Source organism: Paenibacillus borealis, from assembly GCF_000758665.1.
GTDB lineage: Bacteria > Bacillota > Bacilli > Paenibacillales > Paenibacillaceae > Paenibacillus_AQ > Paenibacillus_AQ borealis.
Genome location: NZ_CP009285.1, coordinates 6,198,250 through 6,216,514, shown reverse-complemented (window position 1 = coordinate 6,216,514; position 18,265 = coordinate 6,198,250). Strand labels below are relative to the sequence as shown.

At 52.8% G+C, this 18,265-nt stretch carries 17 protein-coding genes; all 17 read left to right on the top strand.

Annotation, left to right across the window (positions count from 1 at the left end):
• The first annotated feature begins 192 nt into the window (after positions 1–192).
• The 17 genes from PBOR_RS26415 to dnaG all read left to right on the top strand — a co-directional run bounded on the left by PBOR_RS26415 (position 193) and on the right by dnaG (position 18,255).
• A complete protein-coding gene (locus tag PBOR_RS26415) occupies positions 193–1,533 on the top strand; it encodes an NfeD family protein (protein WP_081972414.1) in 1,341 nt (446 codons plus the stop codon).
• Positions 1,534–1,631: 98 nt separating this feature from the next.
• On the top strand, positions 1,632–2,633 hold the full coding sequence (gene floA, locus PBOR_RS26410) for a flotillin-like protein FloA (protein ID WP_042216808.1): 1,002 nt from the start codon (positions 1,632–1,634) through the stop codon (positions 2,631–2,633).
• A 15-nt stretch (positions 2,634–2,648) separates the two neighbouring features.
• Positions 2,649–3,266, top strand: a complete 618-nt coding sequence (locus tag PBOR_RS26405) for a hypothetical protein (RefSeq protein ID WP_042216807.1) — start codon at positions 2,649–2,651, stop codon at positions 3,264–3,266.
• Between the two features lie 261 nt (positions 3,267–3,527).
• Positions 3,528–3,821, top strand: a complete 294-nt coding sequence (yqfC, locus tag PBOR_RS26400) for a sporulation protein YqfC (protein WP_042216804.1) — start codon at positions 3,528–3,530, stop codon at positions 3,819–3,821.
• Positions 3,818–4,999: a sporulation protein YqfD gene (gene yqfD, locus PBOR_RS26395; protein WP_042216802.1), complete on the top strand. Its 1,182-nt coding sequence runs from the start codon at positions 3,818–3,820 to the stop codon at positions 4,997–4,999. The genes yqfC and yqfD overlap by 4 nt, the downstream gene beginning before the upstream one ends.
• A 15-nt stretch (positions 5,000–5,014) precedes the next feature.
• The gene (locus tag PBOR_RS26390; protein WP_042216800.1) at positions 5,015–5,986 is read left to right on the top strand and encodes a PhoH family protein; all 972 of its coding nucleotides are present in this window, start codon (positions 5,015–5,017) and stop codon (positions 5,984–5,986) included.
• A 17-nt stretch (positions 5,987–6,003) separates the two neighbouring features.
• Positions 6,004–8,283, top strand: a complete 2,280-nt coding sequence (locus PBOR_RS26385; protein ID WP_042216798.1) for an HD family phosphohydrolase — start codon at positions 6,004–6,006, stop codon at positions 8,281–8,283.
• Positions 8,255–8,758: an rRNA maturation RNase YbeY gene (ybeY, locus tag PBOR_RS26380; protein ID WP_042216796.1), complete on the top strand. Its 504-nt coding sequence runs from the start codon at positions 8,255–8,257 to the stop codon at positions 8,756–8,758. The genes PBOR_RS26385 and ybeY overlap by 29 nt, the downstream gene beginning before the upstream one ends.
• Entirely contained in the window at positions 8,758–9,153 is a 396-nt protein-coding gene (locus tag PBOR_RS26375; RefSeq protein WP_042216793.1) for a diacylglycerol kinase family protein, read from the top strand. Before ybeY ends, PBOR_RS26375 begins: the two co-directional genes overlap by 1 nt.
• Positions 9,154–9,391: 238 nt before the next feature.
• Complete coding sequence (locus tag PBOR_RS26370) at positions 9,392–9,841, top strand: cytidine deaminase (protein WP_483823612.1); 450 nt, start codon at positions 9,392–9,394, stop codon at positions 9,839–9,841.
• A 545-nt stretch (positions 9,842–10,386) separates the two neighbouring features.
• Positions 10,387–11,280 carry a GTPase Era gene (gene era / locus PBOR_RS26365; protein WP_039304132.1) on the top strand — a complete coding sequence of 298 codons (894 nt, stop codon included), beginning with the start codon at positions 10,387–10,389 and terminating at the stop codon, positions 11,278–11,280.
• Between the two features lie 107 nt (positions 11,281–11,387).
• Positions 11,388–11,531, top strand: a complete 144-nt coding sequence (locus PBOR_RS36460) for a YqzL family protein (protein ID WP_081972193.1) — start codon at positions 11,388–11,390, stop codon at positions 11,529–11,531.
• Between the two features lie 36 nt (positions 11,532–11,567).
• The gene (recO, locus tag PBOR_RS26360) at positions 11,568–12,323 is read left to right on the top strand and encodes a DNA repair protein RecO (protein WP_042216790.1); all 756 of its coding nucleotides are present in this window, start codon (positions 11,568–11,570) and stop codon (positions 12,321–12,323) included.
• A 458-nt stretch (positions 12,324–12,781) separates the two neighbouring features.
• Positions 12,782–13,669, top strand: a complete 888-nt coding sequence (glyQ, locus tag PBOR_RS26355) for a glycine--tRNA ligase subunit alpha (protein WP_039304138.1) — start codon at positions 12,782–12,784, stop codon at positions 13,667–13,669.
• Positions 13,662–15,743, top strand: coding sequence for a glycine--tRNA ligase subunit beta (gene glyS / locus PBOR_RS26350; protein ID WP_042216787.1), 2,082 nt, complete (start codon positions 13,662–13,664; stop codon positions 15,741–15,743). Before glyQ ends, glyS begins: the two co-directional genes overlap by 8 nt.
• A gap of 178 nt (positions 15,744–15,921) precedes the next feature.
• Entirely contained in the window at positions 15,922–16,395 is a 474-nt protein-coding gene (locus tag PBOR_RS26345; protein WP_042216785.1) for a YaiI/YqxD family protein, read from the top strand.
• 24 nt (positions 16,396–16,419) lie between these two features.
• Positions 16,420–18,255: a DNA primase gene (gene dnaG / locus PBOR_RS26340; RefSeq protein ID WP_245647918.1), complete on the top strand. Its 1,836-nt coding sequence runs from the start codon at positions 16,420–16,422 to the stop codon at positions 18,253–18,255.
• Positions 18,256–18,265: the final 10 nt, after the last annotated feature.

Here is an 18,265-nt window from a genome sequence, read left to right as displayed (position 1 = left end):
CCATCCATCTGTGACAATGATCTTACTAAATACACTTTATCCACTGTTGAAACGACCGGACGGAACTGGCGTTCTAAGGATTATATGCTGCGTTTTATTATATGATAAGGATGCGGGCGGATTTATAAGTGCAGAAGGGAGGCAGCAAGTTTGAAAAAGTTACGCATAGTGGTCTTGTCCTGTATAGCCGCGATGTTGATTCTGCTGATACTGCCGTTTACGGGCAGAGTCCAGGCGGACAACGAAGCGGTTCGTGCACCGTCTGCAGCTTCAGGCACAGTCGTGGGCGGTCCTGTCTTCATCATTCCGGTGGACCAGGAGATTGAGCGCGGATTGCAGAGCTTTCTGGAACGCGGGTTTCAGGAGGCGGCTAATTACGGCGCGGTTCTGATTGTGCTGGAGATTGACACACCGGGCGGGCGGGTGGATTCAGCTGAGCAAATCGGCAATATGGTCAGGGACAGCAAAATTCCTACCGCAGCCTACATCAAAGGCGACGCCGCTTCCGCAGGCAGTTACATAGCGCTTAATGCTGGTGCCATTATCATGAAGCCGGGGAGTATGATCGGTGCCGCTTCGCTGGTAGATATGAATGGCAATAGCGTGGATGACGCAAAAATGGTATCCTACTGGAAATCCAAGATGGTAGGAGCCGCATCGCTGAATGGGCGTGATCCGGACGTAGCTGCCGGGATGATGGACATCAATCTGGTGGTGAACAAGCCGGAACTCGGTGTGGACAAAGGACAGGGAGAGATCATCGCTCTGAGCAGTGAGGAAGCGCTCCAGGCCGGTTACGCTGACCGCATTGCGGGTACCGCAAATGAGGCCATCTCCTGGCTGGGTTACTCAACAGATGACATTTTTCGCGTAGAGCATACCGGCGCGGAGAAAATGTCGCATTTTCTGACGAATCCGGTTATTATGACGATTCTGCTCTTCGTCGGCATCGCCGGGGTGTTCATTGAGCTGCTGGTGCCCGGCTTTGGTGTGCCCGGAATTATCGGGACGCTGGCGTTCGCCCTCTATTTCTTCGGGAATTATGTGGCTGGCTTCGCCGGGGCAGAGACCCTGCTGCTGTTCATTCTGGGACTCGTAATGCTTGTGCTGGAGCTGTTTGTGCCTAGCTTCGGTATTCTGGGGCTGCTGGGCTCCGTCAGCCTTGTGGCTGGGGTAGTAAGAGCTGCTTACAGCTTAACGCATGCGATGTTCAGTCTTGGCATTGCTTTTTCGGCAGCGGCAGTTGTGATTGTGATTGTAGCGGTGGTCTTCAAGGAGCGGGGGATCTGGAACCGGTTCATTCTCCAGGACAGTCTTACCAAAGAGCAGGGCTTTGTCCCTGTGACGGAGAAGCTGAGTTTGATCGGAGCCTCAGGGATCAGCGTAACTCCGCTGCGGCCAGCCGGAACCGCCGCGATTGGCGGCGAGCGGATTGATGTGGTGACAGAGGGCGGATTCATCAATGCACAAACCGCTATTTCGGTGGTGAAGGTCGAAGGCGGCCGCGTGGTCGTGAAAGAATCCCTGAAGTAAGCTGTGAAATAAGCTGAGCCTCCTCTTAAGGATTTGCAGCAATGTGGAACTGAATGAATACTTAGGTTACTCAAAAAATAACGGAGGTTGTAAAGCGTATGATGGAAGCATCTATGATTACTTTTTTGCTGATTGCGGTTGTTGTGATCATTGTACTAAGCGTTTTCTTCAGCTTCTTCCCGGTCATGCTGTGGGTGTCCGCCTGGGCATCCGGCGTTAGAATCAGCATTATTACGCTGGTAGCGATGCGTCTGCGGCGGGTAACGCCAAGCCGGATTGTTAATCCGCTGATTAAGGCTACCAAGGCCGGATTGGGGCTGAACATCAATCAGCTCGAAAGCCACTACCTGGCCGGAGGGAACGTAGACCGGGTGGTTAATGCGCTGATTGCGGCGCAAAGAGCGGATATCCCGCTGGAATTCACCCGTGCTGCGGCCATCGATCTGGCAGGGCGCGATGTGCTGCTGGCAGTTCAGATGAGCGTTAACCCGCGGGTCATTGAAACGCCGATTGTTGCAGCAGTCGCCAAGAACGGGATTGAAGTGAAGGTCAAAGCGCGGGTGACTGTCCGGGCCAATATCGACCGGCTCGTCGGCGGTGCAGGGGAAGAAACAATTATTGCCCGTGTCGGCGAGGGGATTGTAACCACAGTAGGTTCGAGTAATTCGCATAAGGATGTACTAGAGAATCCCGACTCGATCTCGCGGACAGTGTTGTCCAAGGGTCTGGACTCAGGTACAGCCTTTGAAATTCTGTCGATCGATATTGCGGATGTGGATGTCGGCAAGAACATCGGTGCGTACCTGCAAACCGAGCAGGCGGAGGCCGATAAGCGCATCGCCCAGGCCAAGGCTGAGGAACGCAGAGCGATGGCTGTCGCCCACGAGCAGGAAATGAAGGCGCGCGTGGTTGAGATGAAGGCGCTGGTGGTTGAAGCCGAATCCCAGGTTCCGCTGGCGATGGCTGAAGCACTGCGCTCCGGTAAACTTGGTGTAATGGACTACATGAACCTCAAAAATATTGAGGCCGACACGCAGATGCGCGGCTCCCTCGGTAAATTAAACGACGGGGACGACAGCAGCCGTCCGCCCCACAAATAAAGGGATGTGATTCCCATGAGCAGCATAATCTACATCGTGGTCATTGCGGTGATCGCGGTCATCAGCAACTGGAACAAAAATAAAGGCAAGTCCGCCCCGCGCGGCGGCATGCCTACCTTTGGCGGCGGCGGGAGCGAAGGCAATCCGCTGCGCCGTCCCCGTGTTCCCGCCCGGCCAGAGGACAGCGGGCGCCCTGGACGTCCAGGCAGCAGATTTCCTGAGCCTGAAGCGCGGCGGGCGAATTCGGACCGGCCGGCTCCCGCGCCGGAAGAGCGGGAGTACGACGCTTCGCCGGCTTGGCCGGAGCGGGCAGAGCAGCCGACGCCTGACTACGAGACAGGCGAAGGGATGTCCATGGAGCAGGCCGGCGATATGGACGGTGTGCAGATCCGGACAGAACGCATGCAGCGGGAGCTGGAGCGTCTGCAGGCAGCTTTTGACGGCATGGCAGCTGCAGTGCCGTCTACAGGCGCAATGACTGCCGGAGAGGGCTCCAGTCCGTCTCAGGCAGGTACAGGGCAGCATCCGCTGGCGCGTGACCGTGAGGCGCTGCGCAGCGGCCTGGTGTGGGCGGAGATTCTGGGACCGCCCCGTTCCCGGCAGCCGCATGCCTCTGTCCGCAAGGAAGGCTGAGATCCCGTCAGATGAGCGGTTTCAGAACCGAATTATATACCAGGCTCTGCCATAATGCCCGGTTTTGCTCTTTAAGAGGAGCAGACCCGGGCTTTTTGCCGTGCTGTCCCTTGGACCTATCCGGCAGAATCCGCTGTATATACGGCTGCCTGGCGGATGGAGCCGCAGGAGCTTCCCGGTACAAATGATGTGAGTTCCTCTCATAAACAAACGCCCTCCCGCATAAGGTGTACAGAAGGCAGGAAGGGGGAGCGTCTACTTATGACCCGTATCGGCCGCAGGCTGCGGGGATGGACAAACGGGGTACTGGATCTTCCGCAGGATGTGCTGCAGGAGATGCCCCGGATCACCCTGATCGGCAATAAGGAATTGTATATTGAGAATCACCGCGGCGTGCTGCATTTCTCATCGGAGCAGCTAAGGCTGGCGTTAGCCAAAGGATATTTGGAGATTTCCGGTGAAGGGCTGGTCATCCGCAATATTCTGGGCCAGGAGCTTGCCGTTGAAGGTATTATCGGTGAAATCAGGTATAGGGAAAGTGGGGAGAATCCATGAAAGAGCCGCCTCTGTCATCACTGCGGGGGTTCGTTACACTGCATGTGACGGGACCGCAGGTGGAAACCTTTATCAATGCTGTAACCGGAGCAGGCATCGTCATCTGGGATGTGAGGCCTGCCGGGGACGGCGCTTCGCTGAACCTGCTGCTCGATGATTTCTTCAGCCTCCGTCCGCTCCTGAAGAAGACAGGCTGCCGCATGCATGTTACGGCCCGTAACGGAATTCCTTTCCGGGCGGCCCGCTTATGGAAGCGGAAGTTTTTTGCCGCAGGACTGCTGATCTTCGGTGTGGGGCTGCTGCTGCTGTCCTCCATGGTGTGGAGCATCAAGGTTGAAGGGAATACCCGCATTCCCACCGAGGATATCCTGGAAGCCGCCCGCAAGGAGGGGGTATACCCTTTTCAGTGGATTTGGCGGATGGAAGAATCGGACAAGCTCTCCAGGGAGCTGACCACCCTTGTTCCGGGTTTGACATGGGCAGGCTTCCACCGGACGGGGACGAGCATTACGATCCAGGTTGTCGAAGCCGACCGCCCGGAGACTAAGCCGCTGCTCAGCCAGCGCCATCTGATCAGCAGAACGGATGCGGTTGTCACCGAAATCTATGCGGAGCAGGGCAGACCTGTGGTGAGCCGCAACTCGCGCGTCAAAAAAGGGGACATCCTCATCTCCGGGGTGCTGGGCGACGAAGAGAATAGAGAACTGGTAGTAGCCAAAGGCGATGTTAAAGGCCTGGTATGGCATGAATATAATCTTGAAGTGCCCCTCAAAAGAACGGGCAGTTCCTATACAGGAGAACGCAAAGACCGTACGTATCTTGTTCTCGGCAAGTGGGCGGTGCAGCTGTGGGGCTACGGGGATTCCGGCTTTGAGAAGTCGCGTACGCTTACGGAGCCCGATATGCTGTCCTGGCGGTCCTTCCAGCTGCCGCTGGGCCTGATGACCGAGAAGGAAATGGAGATTAAATATACCGCTGAAATGCTGACTCCGGAGGCCGCACGGGAGGAAGGGCTGACTCGGGCCAAGAGTGATATTTTCGCGCGTTACGGTGCTGACAGCGTCATCAAAAGTCAAAAAATTTTGCATGAGAAGAAAGAGAATGGTAAAGTTTATATGAAAGTGCTGTTTGAAGTGGAAGAGAGAATCGCGGAAGAACTTCCGATAGTAAACAATTGAGGAGAATGAGGCTACTTGTCAGAACAGACTGCAAGCATTCGTATATCTTTGCAAAATGCGGGAGAAGCTCAATCCCTGTTCGGCCCGCAGGACGGATTCCTGAAAATTATCGAGAAAGAAATTCCGGCGGTTATCGACTCGCGTGAAGCTGAAGTTACCATTCGCGGTGCTGAGCGTGAAGTGGACATGCTGGGCCAGCTGTTCAACGTGCTGCTGTCCCTGGTACGGGGCGGTTACATATTAAGTGAGCGTGATGTGCAGTACGCCGTAGAACTGGCGAAGGATTTCCGTGCCGATCAGCTGCTTGACCTGTTCAAAGGTGAAATTACAACAACTTTCCGCGGAAAACCCATCCGCGTCAAAACGATTGGCCAGAAACATTATGTGACAACCATCAAAAAGCGTGATATCGTCTTTGGCATCGGGCCGGCGGGAACAGGCAAGACTTATCTTGCCGTTGTGCTCGCGGTGACGGCGCTCAAGGAGGGCTCGGTCAAGCGTATCGTGCTGACGCGTCCGGCAGTGGAGGCAGGCGAGAACCTGGGCTTCCTTCCCGGAGATTTGCAGGAGAAGGTAGACCCGTATCTGCGGCCGCTCTACGACGCCCTGTACGACGTTATGGGGCCTGATCAGGTAGCCAAGGCGCTGGAGCGCGGGCTGATCGAGATCGCGCCGCTTGCCTATATGCGCGGGCGTACGCTGGAAGATGCTTTTATTATCCTCGACGAGGCCCAGAATACCACACCAGAACAAATGAAAATGTTCCTCACCCGGCTGGGCTTCGGCTCCAAGATGGTCATTACGGGCGATGTTACCCAGATCGATCTGCCGCGCGGCAAGAAGTCAGGGCTGATAGAAGCCAAAACGATATTATCCGGTATTGAGGAGCTCGGCTTTGTCTATTTTGCAGAACAGGACGTAGTCCGGCATTCCCTGGTGCAGAAAATTATCGTTGCCTATGACCGCTCTGCCGAAAACCTCCAATAAAAAAGGGGATTGTCTTCATGGCCTCAAAGCAACCATCGAAATTAAGCGGATTTGTATATAGCACTAACGGGTGGAAGTATAGCGCGGTCTCGCGCTATGCTCTTTTCCTGTTATTGGGGCTTGTTTTCTACTTCAGCCTGTCCTCTGATTTGCTGCCCAAAAAGTATGACATCAAAGAGGGAACACGCAGCGCCAAGGAAATTACAGCACCCAAGCAAATCCTGGACACCAATGCCAAGCTGAAGGCCCAGGAAGAAGCGGCTGAGAATGTAGTCAATCGTTATGCGATTATTCCAATGCGGGCTGAGAACCTCGTAACGCTGCTGCTCGACCGGATCGACCGGCTGAATCAGGATGATACGATTTCACAAAGCGATAAGACGACGATCTACCGTGAGGAGATTCCGCGGCGGGCCAACGATTTTATTCTTAATTTTGTTGCTGCCAGCAGTAAAGCCGGGACGTATTCAGAGCATCTGCTCGCTGAAATGCAGTCGGTCATCAAAGATCAGGCGTATGTGATTCCGGAAGAAACGTATATTAAGATTCCGCGGCTGACCTCCCAGGATATCATTGAGATGAAGCCTGTCGCCCGGGATATTGTCACCAAGCTGATGAATGACCAGATTACCGACGCCCAGACCGCACGCGCTAAAGTGGCGGAGCAGGTCAGCGTCAGCTCGCTGAGCCAGCGTACAGCCCGCGAGGTTGTGCAGGAACTGGTACGGCTGGTTATTACCAGCAACAAATTCTATGACGAGGATGCGACCAAGGAAGCAAAGGTACAGGCCCGCCAGAATACACCTGATGTATTCATTGAGCAGGGGGATGTACTGGTCGCCAAGAACCAGGAGATTACTCCGGAGCTGTATGCTCTTCTGGACGAGAACGGCCTCTTGAGCAAAGAAGTTAATTATTGGCCGCAATTCGGACTGCTGCTGCTCTCTGTGCTGCTGTCTTTTGGCCTGATGACATTCATCCGTTATAACGGGGGGACCTCCGGCTTCAAGTATAATAACTCCCAGCTGCTTATGCTGGTGCTGGTGTTTATAATTACAATTATTATGATGAAGCTGGCGGCATTCCTGCAGACGGATGTCCGGACGTATATAGGCTTCCTGGCTCCTGTAGCGATAGGTGCGATGCTGATTTCCATGCTGCTGGATATGACTTTGGCCTATTTCTGTTCCATTCTGTTCAGTGTTCTTGCCAGTATTCTACTGAACGTGCAGCAGAACACCGTATTTGATTTCACCTTCGGCTTCTTTGCACTTATTGTGAGCTATGTGGCTATTTTCTCCACCCATCGGGCAGGACAGCGCTCTACACTCCTGAAAGGCGGAATCATGGTATCCCTGTTCGGCTGCCTGACGGTAGCTATTTTGACCATGCTGAGCGGAGGCGTGTGGAACGAAACGCAGACGCTGTATTCCATCGGCTTCGCGTTTGCCAGCGGTCTGCTGACTGCCGTGCTGGTAATCGGCCTGATGCCATTCTTCGAAGCTACATTCGGTATCCTGTCGGCACTGAAGCTCGTCGAATTGTCTAACCCGAACCATCCGCTGCTGCGTAAGCTGCTTACGGAGACACCGGGAACGTACCATCACAGTGTTATGGTCGGGAACTTGTCCGAGGCCGCTGCTGAAGCGATCGGAGCGGACGGCCTGCTGTGCCGGGTGGGTTCGTATTATCATGATATCGGCAAGACGAAACGGCCGTTCTATTTCATTGAGAACCAGAACAATATGGAGAACCCGCATGATTCGATTGAGCCGAAGCTGAGCAAATCCATCATTGTGGCCCACGCCCGAGACGGGGTGGAGATGCAGAAGGAGTACAAGCTGCCGAAGCCGATCCGCGATATCGCGGAGCAGCATCACGGCACGACGTTCCTGCATTATTTTTATCATAAGGCACTGAAGCTGGCGGAGGAAAAGGGTGTCGAGCCCGACTTCACGGAGGAGGACTTCCGTTATCCGGGACCGAAGGCACAGTCGAAGGAATCTGCAGTTGTCGGCATCGCCGACAGTGTGGAAGCCGCAGTCCGTTCGCTCCGCAAGCCTACCGTAGTGCAGGTAGAAACGATGATCGAGAAAATTATCAAAAGCCGGCTGGATGACCATCAGTTCGATGAATGCGACCTGACCATCAAAGAGCTGGATATTATTGCACGGACACTTAAAGAGACCGTAATGGGCATTTTCCATTCCCGGATTGAATATCCCGAGGATGTGCGCAAGCCCAAAAAAGAGGAAGGGGCCATCAAAAATGAGCCTGAGCGTCGTTTGGAACAATGAACAGGAAGAACATGAGATTAACAGCGAGCTGATTGAATTGCTGGAGCGCATTCTGCAGAAAGCGGGTGAAGCTGAAGGGATCGAGAAGGGTGAAGTGGATCTTACCTTTGTCGATAATGAGCGCATTCATGAGCTTAACCTGGAGTACCGGGGAATTGACCGTCCGACGGATGTGCTGTCCTTCGCGATGAATGAGACCGGAGAAGATGAGCCGGAAATTATATATGCTGTGGCCGAAGACGAGGGTGAGGAGCTGGAGGAAGTTCCTTATGTGCTTGGAGATATTATTATCTCCGTAACGCGTGCGCAAGAGCAGGCGCTGGAATATGGACATTCGCTGGAGCGCGAGCTGGGCTTCCTGTTCGTCCATGGTTTCCTGCATTTACTGGGTTATGATCATCAGGACCCGGAATCCGAGGCGGAGATGATGTCCAAGCAGGAGAACGTTCTGGCTCAGGTCGGGTTGACACGCTAATGGTCAAGAACACGGCGGTCGGCCACAAAAAATTCTGGCATTCTTTTCGCTTCGCGGCTCATGGCATTGCTGCGGCTTTCCGGTCGGAGCTGAATATGAAGGTGCACAGCGGTCTTGCTGTTATAGTGCTGGCCGCCGCCGCTGCATTCAGGCTTCCTCTGTCAAGCTGGATGCTGCTGCTCCTGGCGATTACGCTGGTGCTGACCGCCGAGCTGCTGAATACGGCAATTGAAGCGACGATTGATCTGGTCTCGCCGGAGATTCATCCCTTGGCTAAGAAGGCCAAAGATACCGCCGCAGGAGCTGTACTGCTTACGGCGGTGTTTGCTGTTATTACGGGAATCTATGTTTTTTATCATCCCGTGATGGACTGGATCACAAGTCTTATGTCATAATCAGTTTACAACTTCAGCTTAGGGAGAGGCGGATCCGCTTTGTGCGCTCCGTCATCTTTACTTAGAACTGCAAAACCGGGCCATGCTTAAGTGGCGGGTTATGTACGAAGAATAATCGATGCGGTGTATGCCTACGAAGCGAATTTTGTGCGAAGAATAAACGAAGCAGTGTATACTCACAAAACTAGGTCCATGCTTACGAAGTGAGTTTTATTTCGAAGAAAATTCAATGAAGAGAATGCTCAATAAAACTTTCAGGAGGACAACTATGGATTCTGCTCTACTTCTTCAGGAAGCGATCAAGGCAAGAGTCAATGCATATATACCTTATTCTCGTTTCGGGGTCGGCGCTGCACTGCTGGACCAGGACGGGAATGTTCACCACGGCTGTAATATTGAGAATGCTGCTTACGGCCCGACCAACTGCGGGGAACGGACCGCTATGTTCCGCGCGATTGCGGACGGGCATAAGCCGGGTACCTTCCGGGCTATCGCTGTAGTCGCGGATACGGACGGCCCTGTATCGCCTTGCGGCGTCTGCCGCCAGGTGATGGTTGAGCTGTGCGGCCCCGATATGCCGGTAATCCTCGGCAACCTGAAGGGCGACATCGTGGAGACTACCGTGCGCGACCTGCTCCCCGGCGCTTTTGGTCCTTCGGATCTGGAGCAGGGGCAGGCTCCGGAGTAGGCTTCAGGTGGGGTGGAGCATTTAATTGGGGTTAGTTATGCTGGTGATCATAGGTTAATTGTATTTTGTACAATTAAAAGCCCGCTAACTCAGCTAAACTTCGATATAACTGCAAAAAGTACAACTATATTTGCAGTTTAGTCCGAAAATAGCCTCTAATTCAGGAAATAGTTGTATCAAATACAATTAAACCTGTAAAGGTTCTGATTCTAAACAGAATAAGTGTACAAAATACAATTAAGTTTGTTTTCGAGGGTTTTAGTATGGGTTTTTGTTGTTAAAGTAACCAGTCTTTTCCGCGCCGCAGTAAAGCGTGTTCCCGCAGGGAACGTAAGCGCTCATGCTCTAATTCCCTCTTCAATGCACCGGACGCTGAGCCCACGCCAGTTCCGGGTGTCCAGAGGGCCGGGGCCCTTGGGGTCCCCCTTGGCGAAGGGGGAATTAGGGGGATCGAAACGCTTTTGACCTTGTATCAAGGTTTCCAGATTGATCTAAAAATGTTATGAACGCTTTTGACCAAGTTGTAAGACAAATAGGAGGATTATATGAAATTCAAATCAGGGTTTGTCGCCATTATCGGCAGACCGAACGTAGGCAAATCGACACTCATGAACCAGGTGATCGGCCAGAAGATCGCCATTATGTCGGACAAGCCTCAGACGACCAGAAACAAAATTCACGGGGTATATACCGCCAATAATTCACAGATCGTATTCCTGGACACACCGGGTATCCATAAAAGACAATCCAAGCTGGGCGATTACATGAACCAGACGGCGATGAGCACCCTGCATGAAGTGGAGGCTGTATTGTTCCTGGTTGATGCTTCAGAGGGGATGGGCGGCGGTGACCGTTATATCGCGGAACAGCTGAACTCCATCAAGACACCGGTCATTCTCGTAATGAACAAGATTGACAAGATCGAGCCGGAAGCGCTGCTTCCGATGATTACCGAATACAACAAGCTGCATGAGTTCGCCGAGATTGTGCCGATTTCTGCCAAAATGGGCAGCAATGTCAATACGCTGCTGGAGCAGGTACAGAAATATCTGCCGGAAGGCCCGCAGTATTACCCGGACGACCAGATTACCGATCATCCGGAGCAGTTCGTCTGTGCGGAGCTGATCCGTGAGAAGATTCTGCATCTGACCCGCGAAGAAGTACCACACTCCATTGCAGTGGCGATTGAGGACATGAGTGTGGAACCTAATGGCGTAGTGCATATTTCGGCCGTTATTTTTGTGGAGCGCGATTCCCAGAAGGGGATCATTATCGGCAAGCAGGGCGCCCTGCTGAAAGAAGTCGGACGGCGTGCGCGGACGGATATTGAGAACCTGCTGGGTTCGAAGATTTTTCTGGAACTATGGGTAAAAGTGAAAAAAGACTGGCGCAATCAGGACCGCGTACTGCGGGATTTGGGCTTCCACAAAGACCAATAAACTCTCCCTCCGCTCCTACTTGGCAGGAATTGCAAGGATAGATCCTTGAGCTTCGTACATCCTACTTCTGAAGAGACATCGTGTTTCCGAAGAAAGGATGAATACGAATGCGGAACTTTTCGTGGAAGTATTTTGCAATGACTGGAGATGTCGATGCTTATTTGCTGTACAGGGAAGCCGGGGATTCGCCGGAGAGCAGCGGACCGCTGCCGGCGGAGGAAGAGATGGTCATTGATGAAGAAGCACAATAAGGACTGGTTGCTTGCCGAGTGGTTGGGGGAAGAGGCATGCTATACAGGGTGGAAGGGATCGTCATCCGCAGCATGGACTACGGCGAAGGGAACGCAATTATTACGCTTTGCACCGAGAACGCCGGTAAAGTAGGGGTTCTGGTACGGGGCGCTAAGAAGGTGAAAAGCCGCCATGCTGCCCTGATCCAGTTGTTCACAACAGGAGAATTTGTGTTTTTCCGCAACAATGGCGGACTGGGAACACTGAATGCCGGGGAGATCACGAAGTCCCATCATCCGCTGCGTGAGGATCTTGTCAAAGCGGCGTATGCATCCTATGCCTGCGAGCTGCTTGACCGGGTACTGCATGATGAAGAGACGGGAAGCTTTTGGTTCCGTCAACTAAGCGCCTGTCTGAATGCACTTGAAGAAGACAAAGAGCCCGGCATCATCATAAATGTTTTTGAAATGAAAGTGCTCCAGGCGGCAGGCTATGGCCCGCAGCTCGATGCCTGCGTCGTCTGCGATATGGACAAGCCGGATGAGGAGCTTAGAATCAGTCCGCGTCTTGGCGGTGTCATCTGCCGCAGCTGCCGGCATAATGATCCTCCGGCGATGGAGATTTCTCCGCGTGCCCTGAAGCTTCTTCGTGTATTCGCAGCGCTGGATCTGACCAGACTTGGCAATGTGGATGTGAAGCTTGATACCCGCGCGGAGCTCAAGGCCATTATGCGGGCATTTATGGATATGCAGCTGGGACTCCGGCTGAAGACGCAGAGTTTCCTCGATCAGCTCGATAAATACAATATTTGACGAAACGCGAAATATCCGTTACTATAAGTTCAGTTTCTTTTTACAGCAATTTATAGCAATGCCGTGATTGCTCCAGCTTATGGAGAGAGTGCAGTGATCGGGAAAGTAATGAATCGATTTGTCGCTTCAGCGAGCCGGGGATAGTGGAAGCCTGGCGGGACAACGTTCATGAACATGGCGCCCGGGAGTACGGAAGCGGCAGTATGAAAAGTGGATTTCGCGTAGCGTAATCAAGTAGGGTGGAACCGCGGGAGAAGAATTTGAGGCTCTCGTCCCTATGTCTGTTAATCAGGCATGGGGGCGGGAGCTTTTTTGCCTTGTGATGGACCTATGGAGGATATACTCTCCGTAACCTGCCGCAGGGATATAGAAGCCGGTGACCGCCTCCATCGCGCAGCAGCAAGAGCCAGTCATAAGTAAGAGGCAGTACACACTTGTAAAGCGAAGGAGTCGGTAGTATGAACTTTCAGCAGATGATTCTGACACTGCAGCAGTTCTGGGCAGCCCAGAACTGCATTCTCGTCCAGCCGTATGATACGGAAAAAGGGGCGGGCACGATGAATCCTATGACCTTTTTGCGGTCGCTTGGTCCAGAGCCCTGGAAGGTCGCTTATGTCGAGCCTTCACGCCGTCCGTCAGACGGCCGTTACGGGGAGAACCCGAACCGCCTGTACCAGCATCACCAGTTCCAGGTCATCATCAAGCCGTCCCCGGACAATATTCAGGAGCTGTACCTGGATAGCTTGAAGGCACTGGGCGTAGATCCCCTGCTGCATGACGTACGGTTTGTTGAAGACAACTGGGAGAACCCGTCCCTGGGCTGTGCGGGCCTCGGCTGGGAAGTATGGCTGGATGGTATGGAAATTACGCAATTCACCTACTTCCAGCAGGTAGGCGGAATTGAAGCAAGTCCGGTAGCGGTGGAAATTACCTATGGTATGGAGCGTCTTGCTTCCTACATTCAGGATAAAGAAAATGTATTCGATCTGGAATGGGTCGACGGAATGACTTACGGTGATGTGTTCCATCAGCCGGAGGTGGAGCATTCCACGTATACTTTTGAAGTCTCCGATGTCAAAATGCTGTTCACCCTGTTCAACACCTACGAAGAGGAAGCGCGCAGAGCGATGGAGAACCACCTGGTTTTCCCGGCGTATGACTACGTGCTGAAATGCTCGCATACCTTCAACCTTCTGGATGCGCGCGGAGCGATCAGTGTAACGGAACGTACGGGCTTCATTACAAGAGTGCGTAATCTTGCCCGCACCGTAGCGGCAACATATCTGGAGGAACGCGAGAAGCTCGGCTTCCCGCTGCTGAAGAAAGAAGGTGCTGACCTTGTCTAAAGATATTTTGTTCGAGATCGGTCTTGAGGAAATTCCGGCCCGCTTCATCCGCGCCGCTATGGAACAGCTGAAGGACAGAACCGTGAAATGGCTCGAAGCCTCAAGGATCAGCCACAATGGCGTAAGTGCATATGCAACACCGCGGCGTCTTGCTGTGCTGGTGAAGGATGCTGCGCAGCGGCAGGAAGATGTAAGTGAAGAAGTCAAAGGCCCGTCACGCAAAATCGCCCTGGACGCAAACGGCGAATGGAGCAAGGCGGCACTTGGTTTTGCCCGCAGCCAGGGAGTAGCACCGGAGCAGTTTACCTTCAAGGAACTGGCAGGCGTAGAATATATCTATGCCACCAAGAGCAGCACCGGGATTGAGACAGCTTCCCTGCTCTCTGAAGGTCTTACAGGTATTGTAAATGCCATGACTTTCCCCAAAAATATGCGCTGGGGCGCTTATGATTTCAAATTTGTCCGTCCGATCCGCTGGATGGTCGCGCTCTTCGGCCAGGAGATTATTGACCTTACGATTACCGGAGTCAAAGCCGGCAATGTGAGCCGCGGCCACCGTTTCCTTGGGAAGGAAGCAGTTATTGCTGAGCCTGCCCTGTATGTCGAAGCTCTGCGCAGCCAGCATGTGCTCGTAGATGTGAAGGAACGCGAAGAGCTGATCCTTAGCGGAATCAACAAGCTCGCAGAAGAGAAGAGCTGGAAGATTGCGATTAAGGAAGATCTGCTCGAAGAAGTGCTGTTCCTGGTAGAAACACCGACCGTCTTGTTCGGTACATTCGACCCTGCTTTCCTGAACATCCCGCAGGATGTGCTGATTACTTCCATGCGCGAACATCAGCGTTACTTCCCGGTGTTCGGCGAAGACGGCAAGCTTCTTCCGTTCTTCGTAACTGTGCGCAACGGGAATGCAGTATCGCTGGATGTGATCGCCAAGGGTAACGAGAAGGTGCTGCGCGCCCGGCTGCAGGATGCCAAATTCTTTTATGAAGAGGACCAGAAGCTGCAGATTAACGATGCGCTGGCCAAGCTCGAGAATATCGTGTATCACGAAGAGCTGGGCAGTGTAGGAGATAAAGTGCGCCGCATCCGTGCCATCGCTGACCGTCTGGCTGTGAAGCTTGCGCTGCCGGCAAGTGCCGCGGCTGAAGTCAGCCGGACTGCGGATATCTGTAAATTCGACCTGGTTACGCAAATGGTTGGTGAGTTCCCTGAGCTGCAGGGTACGATGGGTGAGGATTATGCCCGTAAGTCCGGCGAAGCTGACAATGTATCCAAAGCGATCTTTGAGCACTATCAGCCGCGTTTCGCCGGAGATGCCGTTCCTTCCACGCAAGCTGGACTGGTAGTCAGCCTGGCCGATAAAATCGACACCATCGTGGGCTGTTTCTCGATCGGAATTATTCCGACCGGTTCCCAGGACCCTTATGCACTGCGCCGTCAGGCGGCAGGAATTGTGCAGATTGTGCTGGAGCATCAGCTCAGCATCAGTTTGCAGGAAATTTTCGCTGCAGCGCTGGAAGTTCATGAAAGTTTACGTGCAGAGAAACATTTCACCCCTGAGCTGCGTATAAACCTTTACGAGTTCTTCGGTCTGCGCGTCAAACGCCTATTATCCGACAATAATGTCCACTATGATGTGGTGGATGCAGCTACTGCTGCCGGTTTCGATGATATCGTTGATGTGGTAGGCAGAAGTCTTGCGCTTATGAATGCAGTAACAGACGTAGCTGATTTCAAAATCACTGTGGATTCCCTGACCCGTGTCAGCAATCTGGCGGCCAAAGCAGCCGAAGGGGCGGTAATCGATCCTGCTCTGCTCAAAGAAGAAGCCGAACAGAAGCTGTACCAGACCTGGCAGAGTATCCATGACCCTTACCGCGAAGCACTTGCCATCCGGCATGCGGCTGAAGCGCTGCAGATTCTGTCGGGGCTGAAGGAAGCCGTCACCGGATTCTTCGATTCCGTTATGGTTATGGCCGAAGACGAGGCGGTTCGCGCTAACCGTCTGGCACTCCTGTCCGGCATCAACGCGGACTCCAGATTGTTTGCCGATTTCGGCAAGCTGGTGTGGTAAGCAGGGACTGAAATTCAAGTAATGTTTGTGACTTATGGTATAGATTGAGGGTTTAGGGTATAAATATACGGAACGGTGCCAATGAGTAAGTTGACATTCGTTCCGTATTTATGCTTTACAAAGAAGGATTTCTGCCAAGCGGAGCGTATATATATTACACGGGAATTTGGTGAGAAGCATGGTGAGGTCCCAGGAAAGAAAGATTGTCGTGGATGGGGATGCTTGTCCGGTCAAACAGGAGATCACTACCGTGGCCCGCAGTTTTGGCATACCGGTGCTGATGGTTTCTTCTTACGATCATGTACTCAAAGCTGAAGAAGGTGTTACGGTTGTCCAGGTGGACCGCGGAGCTGACAGTGCCGATTTGTATATCGCTAATCATATTTCTGCAGGAGATGTCGTAATTACGCAGGATTATGGACTTGCTGCGCTGGCGCTGGGCAAACGCTGCAGGGTGCTCTCGAACCGGGGGCAGGAATATGAGGATTCCAAAATGGATTTTATGCTGGAGGGCAGGCATGCCCGGGCGGTAGAGCGCAGGCGCGGCCACTATTCCAAGGGGCCAAAAGCGATTACCGCAGAGGAAAAAATTTATTTTCAACATAAACTGACAAAAGTTTTAACTTTTTTGCAGGAGAATGTTCAGCTGTAGCGAATTATATTTATTTGTTAAGAGATGAAGGTGGTTGAAGTGGCTAGCGGACACGGTAATATTCCGGAAGAGGTTATCGAGAGCGTGCTGGCGCGGCATGATATTGTCGATACAGTCGGTAAGGTTGTCCATTTGTCCAAGCAGGGGAAATATTTATGGGGCCTCTGCCCGTTCCATTCGGAGAAATCCCCTTCCTTCACTGTCACCCCTGACCGGGGAGTATTTCATTGCTTTGGCTGCGGTATGGGCGGAAATGCCATCAAGTTCAGGATGGAAATCGAAGGATTGTCCTTCCCCGAAGCAGTCAGAATAATGGCGGAAGAAAGTGATATACCCGTGCCCGAGGGCAGAGGAGGGGCGCTCGCTCCACCCGATCCAGAGCGGGACCGGCTGATTCAGGCGTATGATTTATCGGCTAAGTATTATCATTATCTGCTGAAGAACACGGAATACGGCACTGCCGCCATGGAGTATTTAAGAACCCGGGGTTTCAGCGATAAAATGATTGACCAGTTTCAAATTGGCTATGCACCGGACCGTTGGGATACACTGCTGCAGTTTCTGGAGAAACGGAGCTTTGATCTCGCCGAGATGGAGAAGGGCGGGCTGCTCTCTGCCCGGGGTGAAGGCAAAGGTTATCTGGACCGTTTCCGCGGCCGAGTCATTTTTCCGATTGCCAACCGCATGGGTAAGACCATCGCCTTTGCCGGAAGAATATTTGGTGAAGGCCAGCCGAAATATTTAAACTCCCCGGAGAGCCGGTTATTCAACAAAAGCCGGATCCTGTACAACTTGCACCAGTCCAAAGCATCCATCCGCAAAACGCGGCAAATCGTCCTGTTCGAGGGATACGGTGATGTCATTTCGGCTTGGGATGCAGGTGTGCATAACGGGGTGGCGACCATGGGTACATCGCTTACCGAGGGCCATGTGGCGCTGATGAAAAGTCTGGGGGATGAGATTGTACTCTCTTATGACGGAGATAAGGCGGGACAAGCTGCAGCACTCAAGGCCATTCCACTGCTGGAAGAAAGCGGGCTGAGAGTTAAGGTTGCACTGCTCCCGGGCGGAATGGACCCCGATGAATTTATCAACCGGCATGGCGGGGACAGATTCAGGGAACAGGTCATTGACTCCGCAGTATCATCCATAAAATTTAAGCTTATATATCTGAAAAAAAACCATATACTCCTAGAGGAAGACGGCAAAATCGCCTATGTCAAGGAGGCTCTTGAGATCATTGCCGGGCTCCACTCCTCGACAGAGCGTGAGGTATATCTGAGGGAAATCGCCTCCGAGCTGGAGCTATCCTATGACAGCTTGAAGCAGGATTGCAATTTACTTCGGGCGTCCATGCAAAAAAACATTCCCGAAGGGGATAATAACGACAAAAGGTGGAATAATGGTAGGCATAAAAAAGGGCAAGTGCAGACACCTACGCTGCTGCCTGCTTACCATGTTGCGGAACGGCGCCTTTTATCACTGATGATTCAGGATCCGGAAGCGGCGGCCTATGTGGGCGAGCGCCTCGGGGAAGAGTTCAATATTGATGATCATGCGGCAATTGCCGCTTATCTATATGCCTATTATGCGCAAGGCAAACCACCCGGCATCAGCCGGTTTCTATCATCGCTTCAGGATGACCGTCTGGAGAAGACTGCTACGGCGATCTCCATGATGGATACCCCTCCGGACTGGAATACCAAGGTTCTGGACGATTGTATTCGTGAAGTGCAGAAGTATCCTCTGCAGCGCAAAATAGAACCCAAGCGTGAAGAGATGATTCAGGCGGAAAAATCCGGTGACTTTTTGCGTGCAGCACAAATAGCAAGTGAAATTTTAGCCCTAGAGAGACAATGAGACATTGACA

Bases quoted from the DNA above. Each gene is read 5' to 3' on its own strand.
- PBOR_RS26415 (WP_081972414.1), top strand. From the start codon at position 193: ATGTTGATTCTGCTGATACTGCCGTTTACGGGCAGAGTCCAGGCGGAC.
- floA (WP_042216808.1), top strand. From the start codon at position 1,632: ATGATGGAAGCATCTATGATTACTTTTTTGCTGATTGCGGTTGTTGTG.
- PBOR_RS26405 (WP_042216807.1), top strand. From the start codon at position 2,649: ATGAGCAGCATAATCTACATCGTGGTCATTGCGGTGATCGCGGTCATC.
- yqfC (WP_042216804.1), top strand. From the start codon at position 3,528: ATGACCCGTATCGGCCGCAGGCTGCGGGGATGGACAAACGGGGTACTG.
- yqfD (WP_042216802.1), top strand. From the start codon at position 3,818: ATGAAAGAGCCGCCTCTGTCATCACTGCGGGGGTTCGTTACACTGCAT.
- PBOR_RS26385 (WP_042216798.1), top strand. From the start codon at position 6,004: ATGGCCTCAAAGCAACCATCGAAATTAAGCGGATTTGTATATAGCACT.
- ybeY (WP_042216796.1), top strand. From the start codon at position 8,255: ATGAGCCTGAGCGTCGTTTGGAACAATGAACAGGAAGAACATGAGATT.
- PBOR_RS26375 (WP_042216793.1), top strand. From the start codon at position 8,758: ATGGTCAAGAACACGGCGGTCGGCCACAAAAAATTCTGGCATTCTTTT.
- PBOR_RS26370 (WP_483823612.1), top strand. From the start codon at position 9,392: ATGCTCAATAAAACTTTCAGGAGGACAACTATGGATTCTGCTCTACTT.
- era (WP_039304132.1), top strand. From the start codon at position 10,387: ATGAAATTCAAATCAGGGTTTGTCGCCATTATCGGCAGACCGAACGTA.
- PBOR_RS36460 (WP_081972193.1), top strand. From the start codon at position 11,388: ATGCGGAACTTTTCGTGGAAGTATTTTGCAATGACTGGAGATGTCGAT.
- recO (WP_042216790.1), top strand. From the start codon at position 11,568: ATGCTATACAGGGTGGAAGGGATCGTCATCCGCAGCATGGACTACGGC.
- glyQ (WP_039304138.1), top strand. From the start codon at position 12,782: ATGAACTTTCAGCAGATGATTCTGACACTGCAGCAGTTCTGGGCAGCC.
- PBOR_RS26345 (WP_042216785.1), top strand. From the start codon at position 15,922: ATGGTGAGGTCCCAGGAAAGAAAGATTGTCGTGGATGGGGATGCTTGT.
- dnaG (WP_245647918.1), top strand. From the start codon at position 16,420: ATGAAGGTGGTTGAAGTGGCTAGCGGACACGGTAATATTCCGGAAGAG.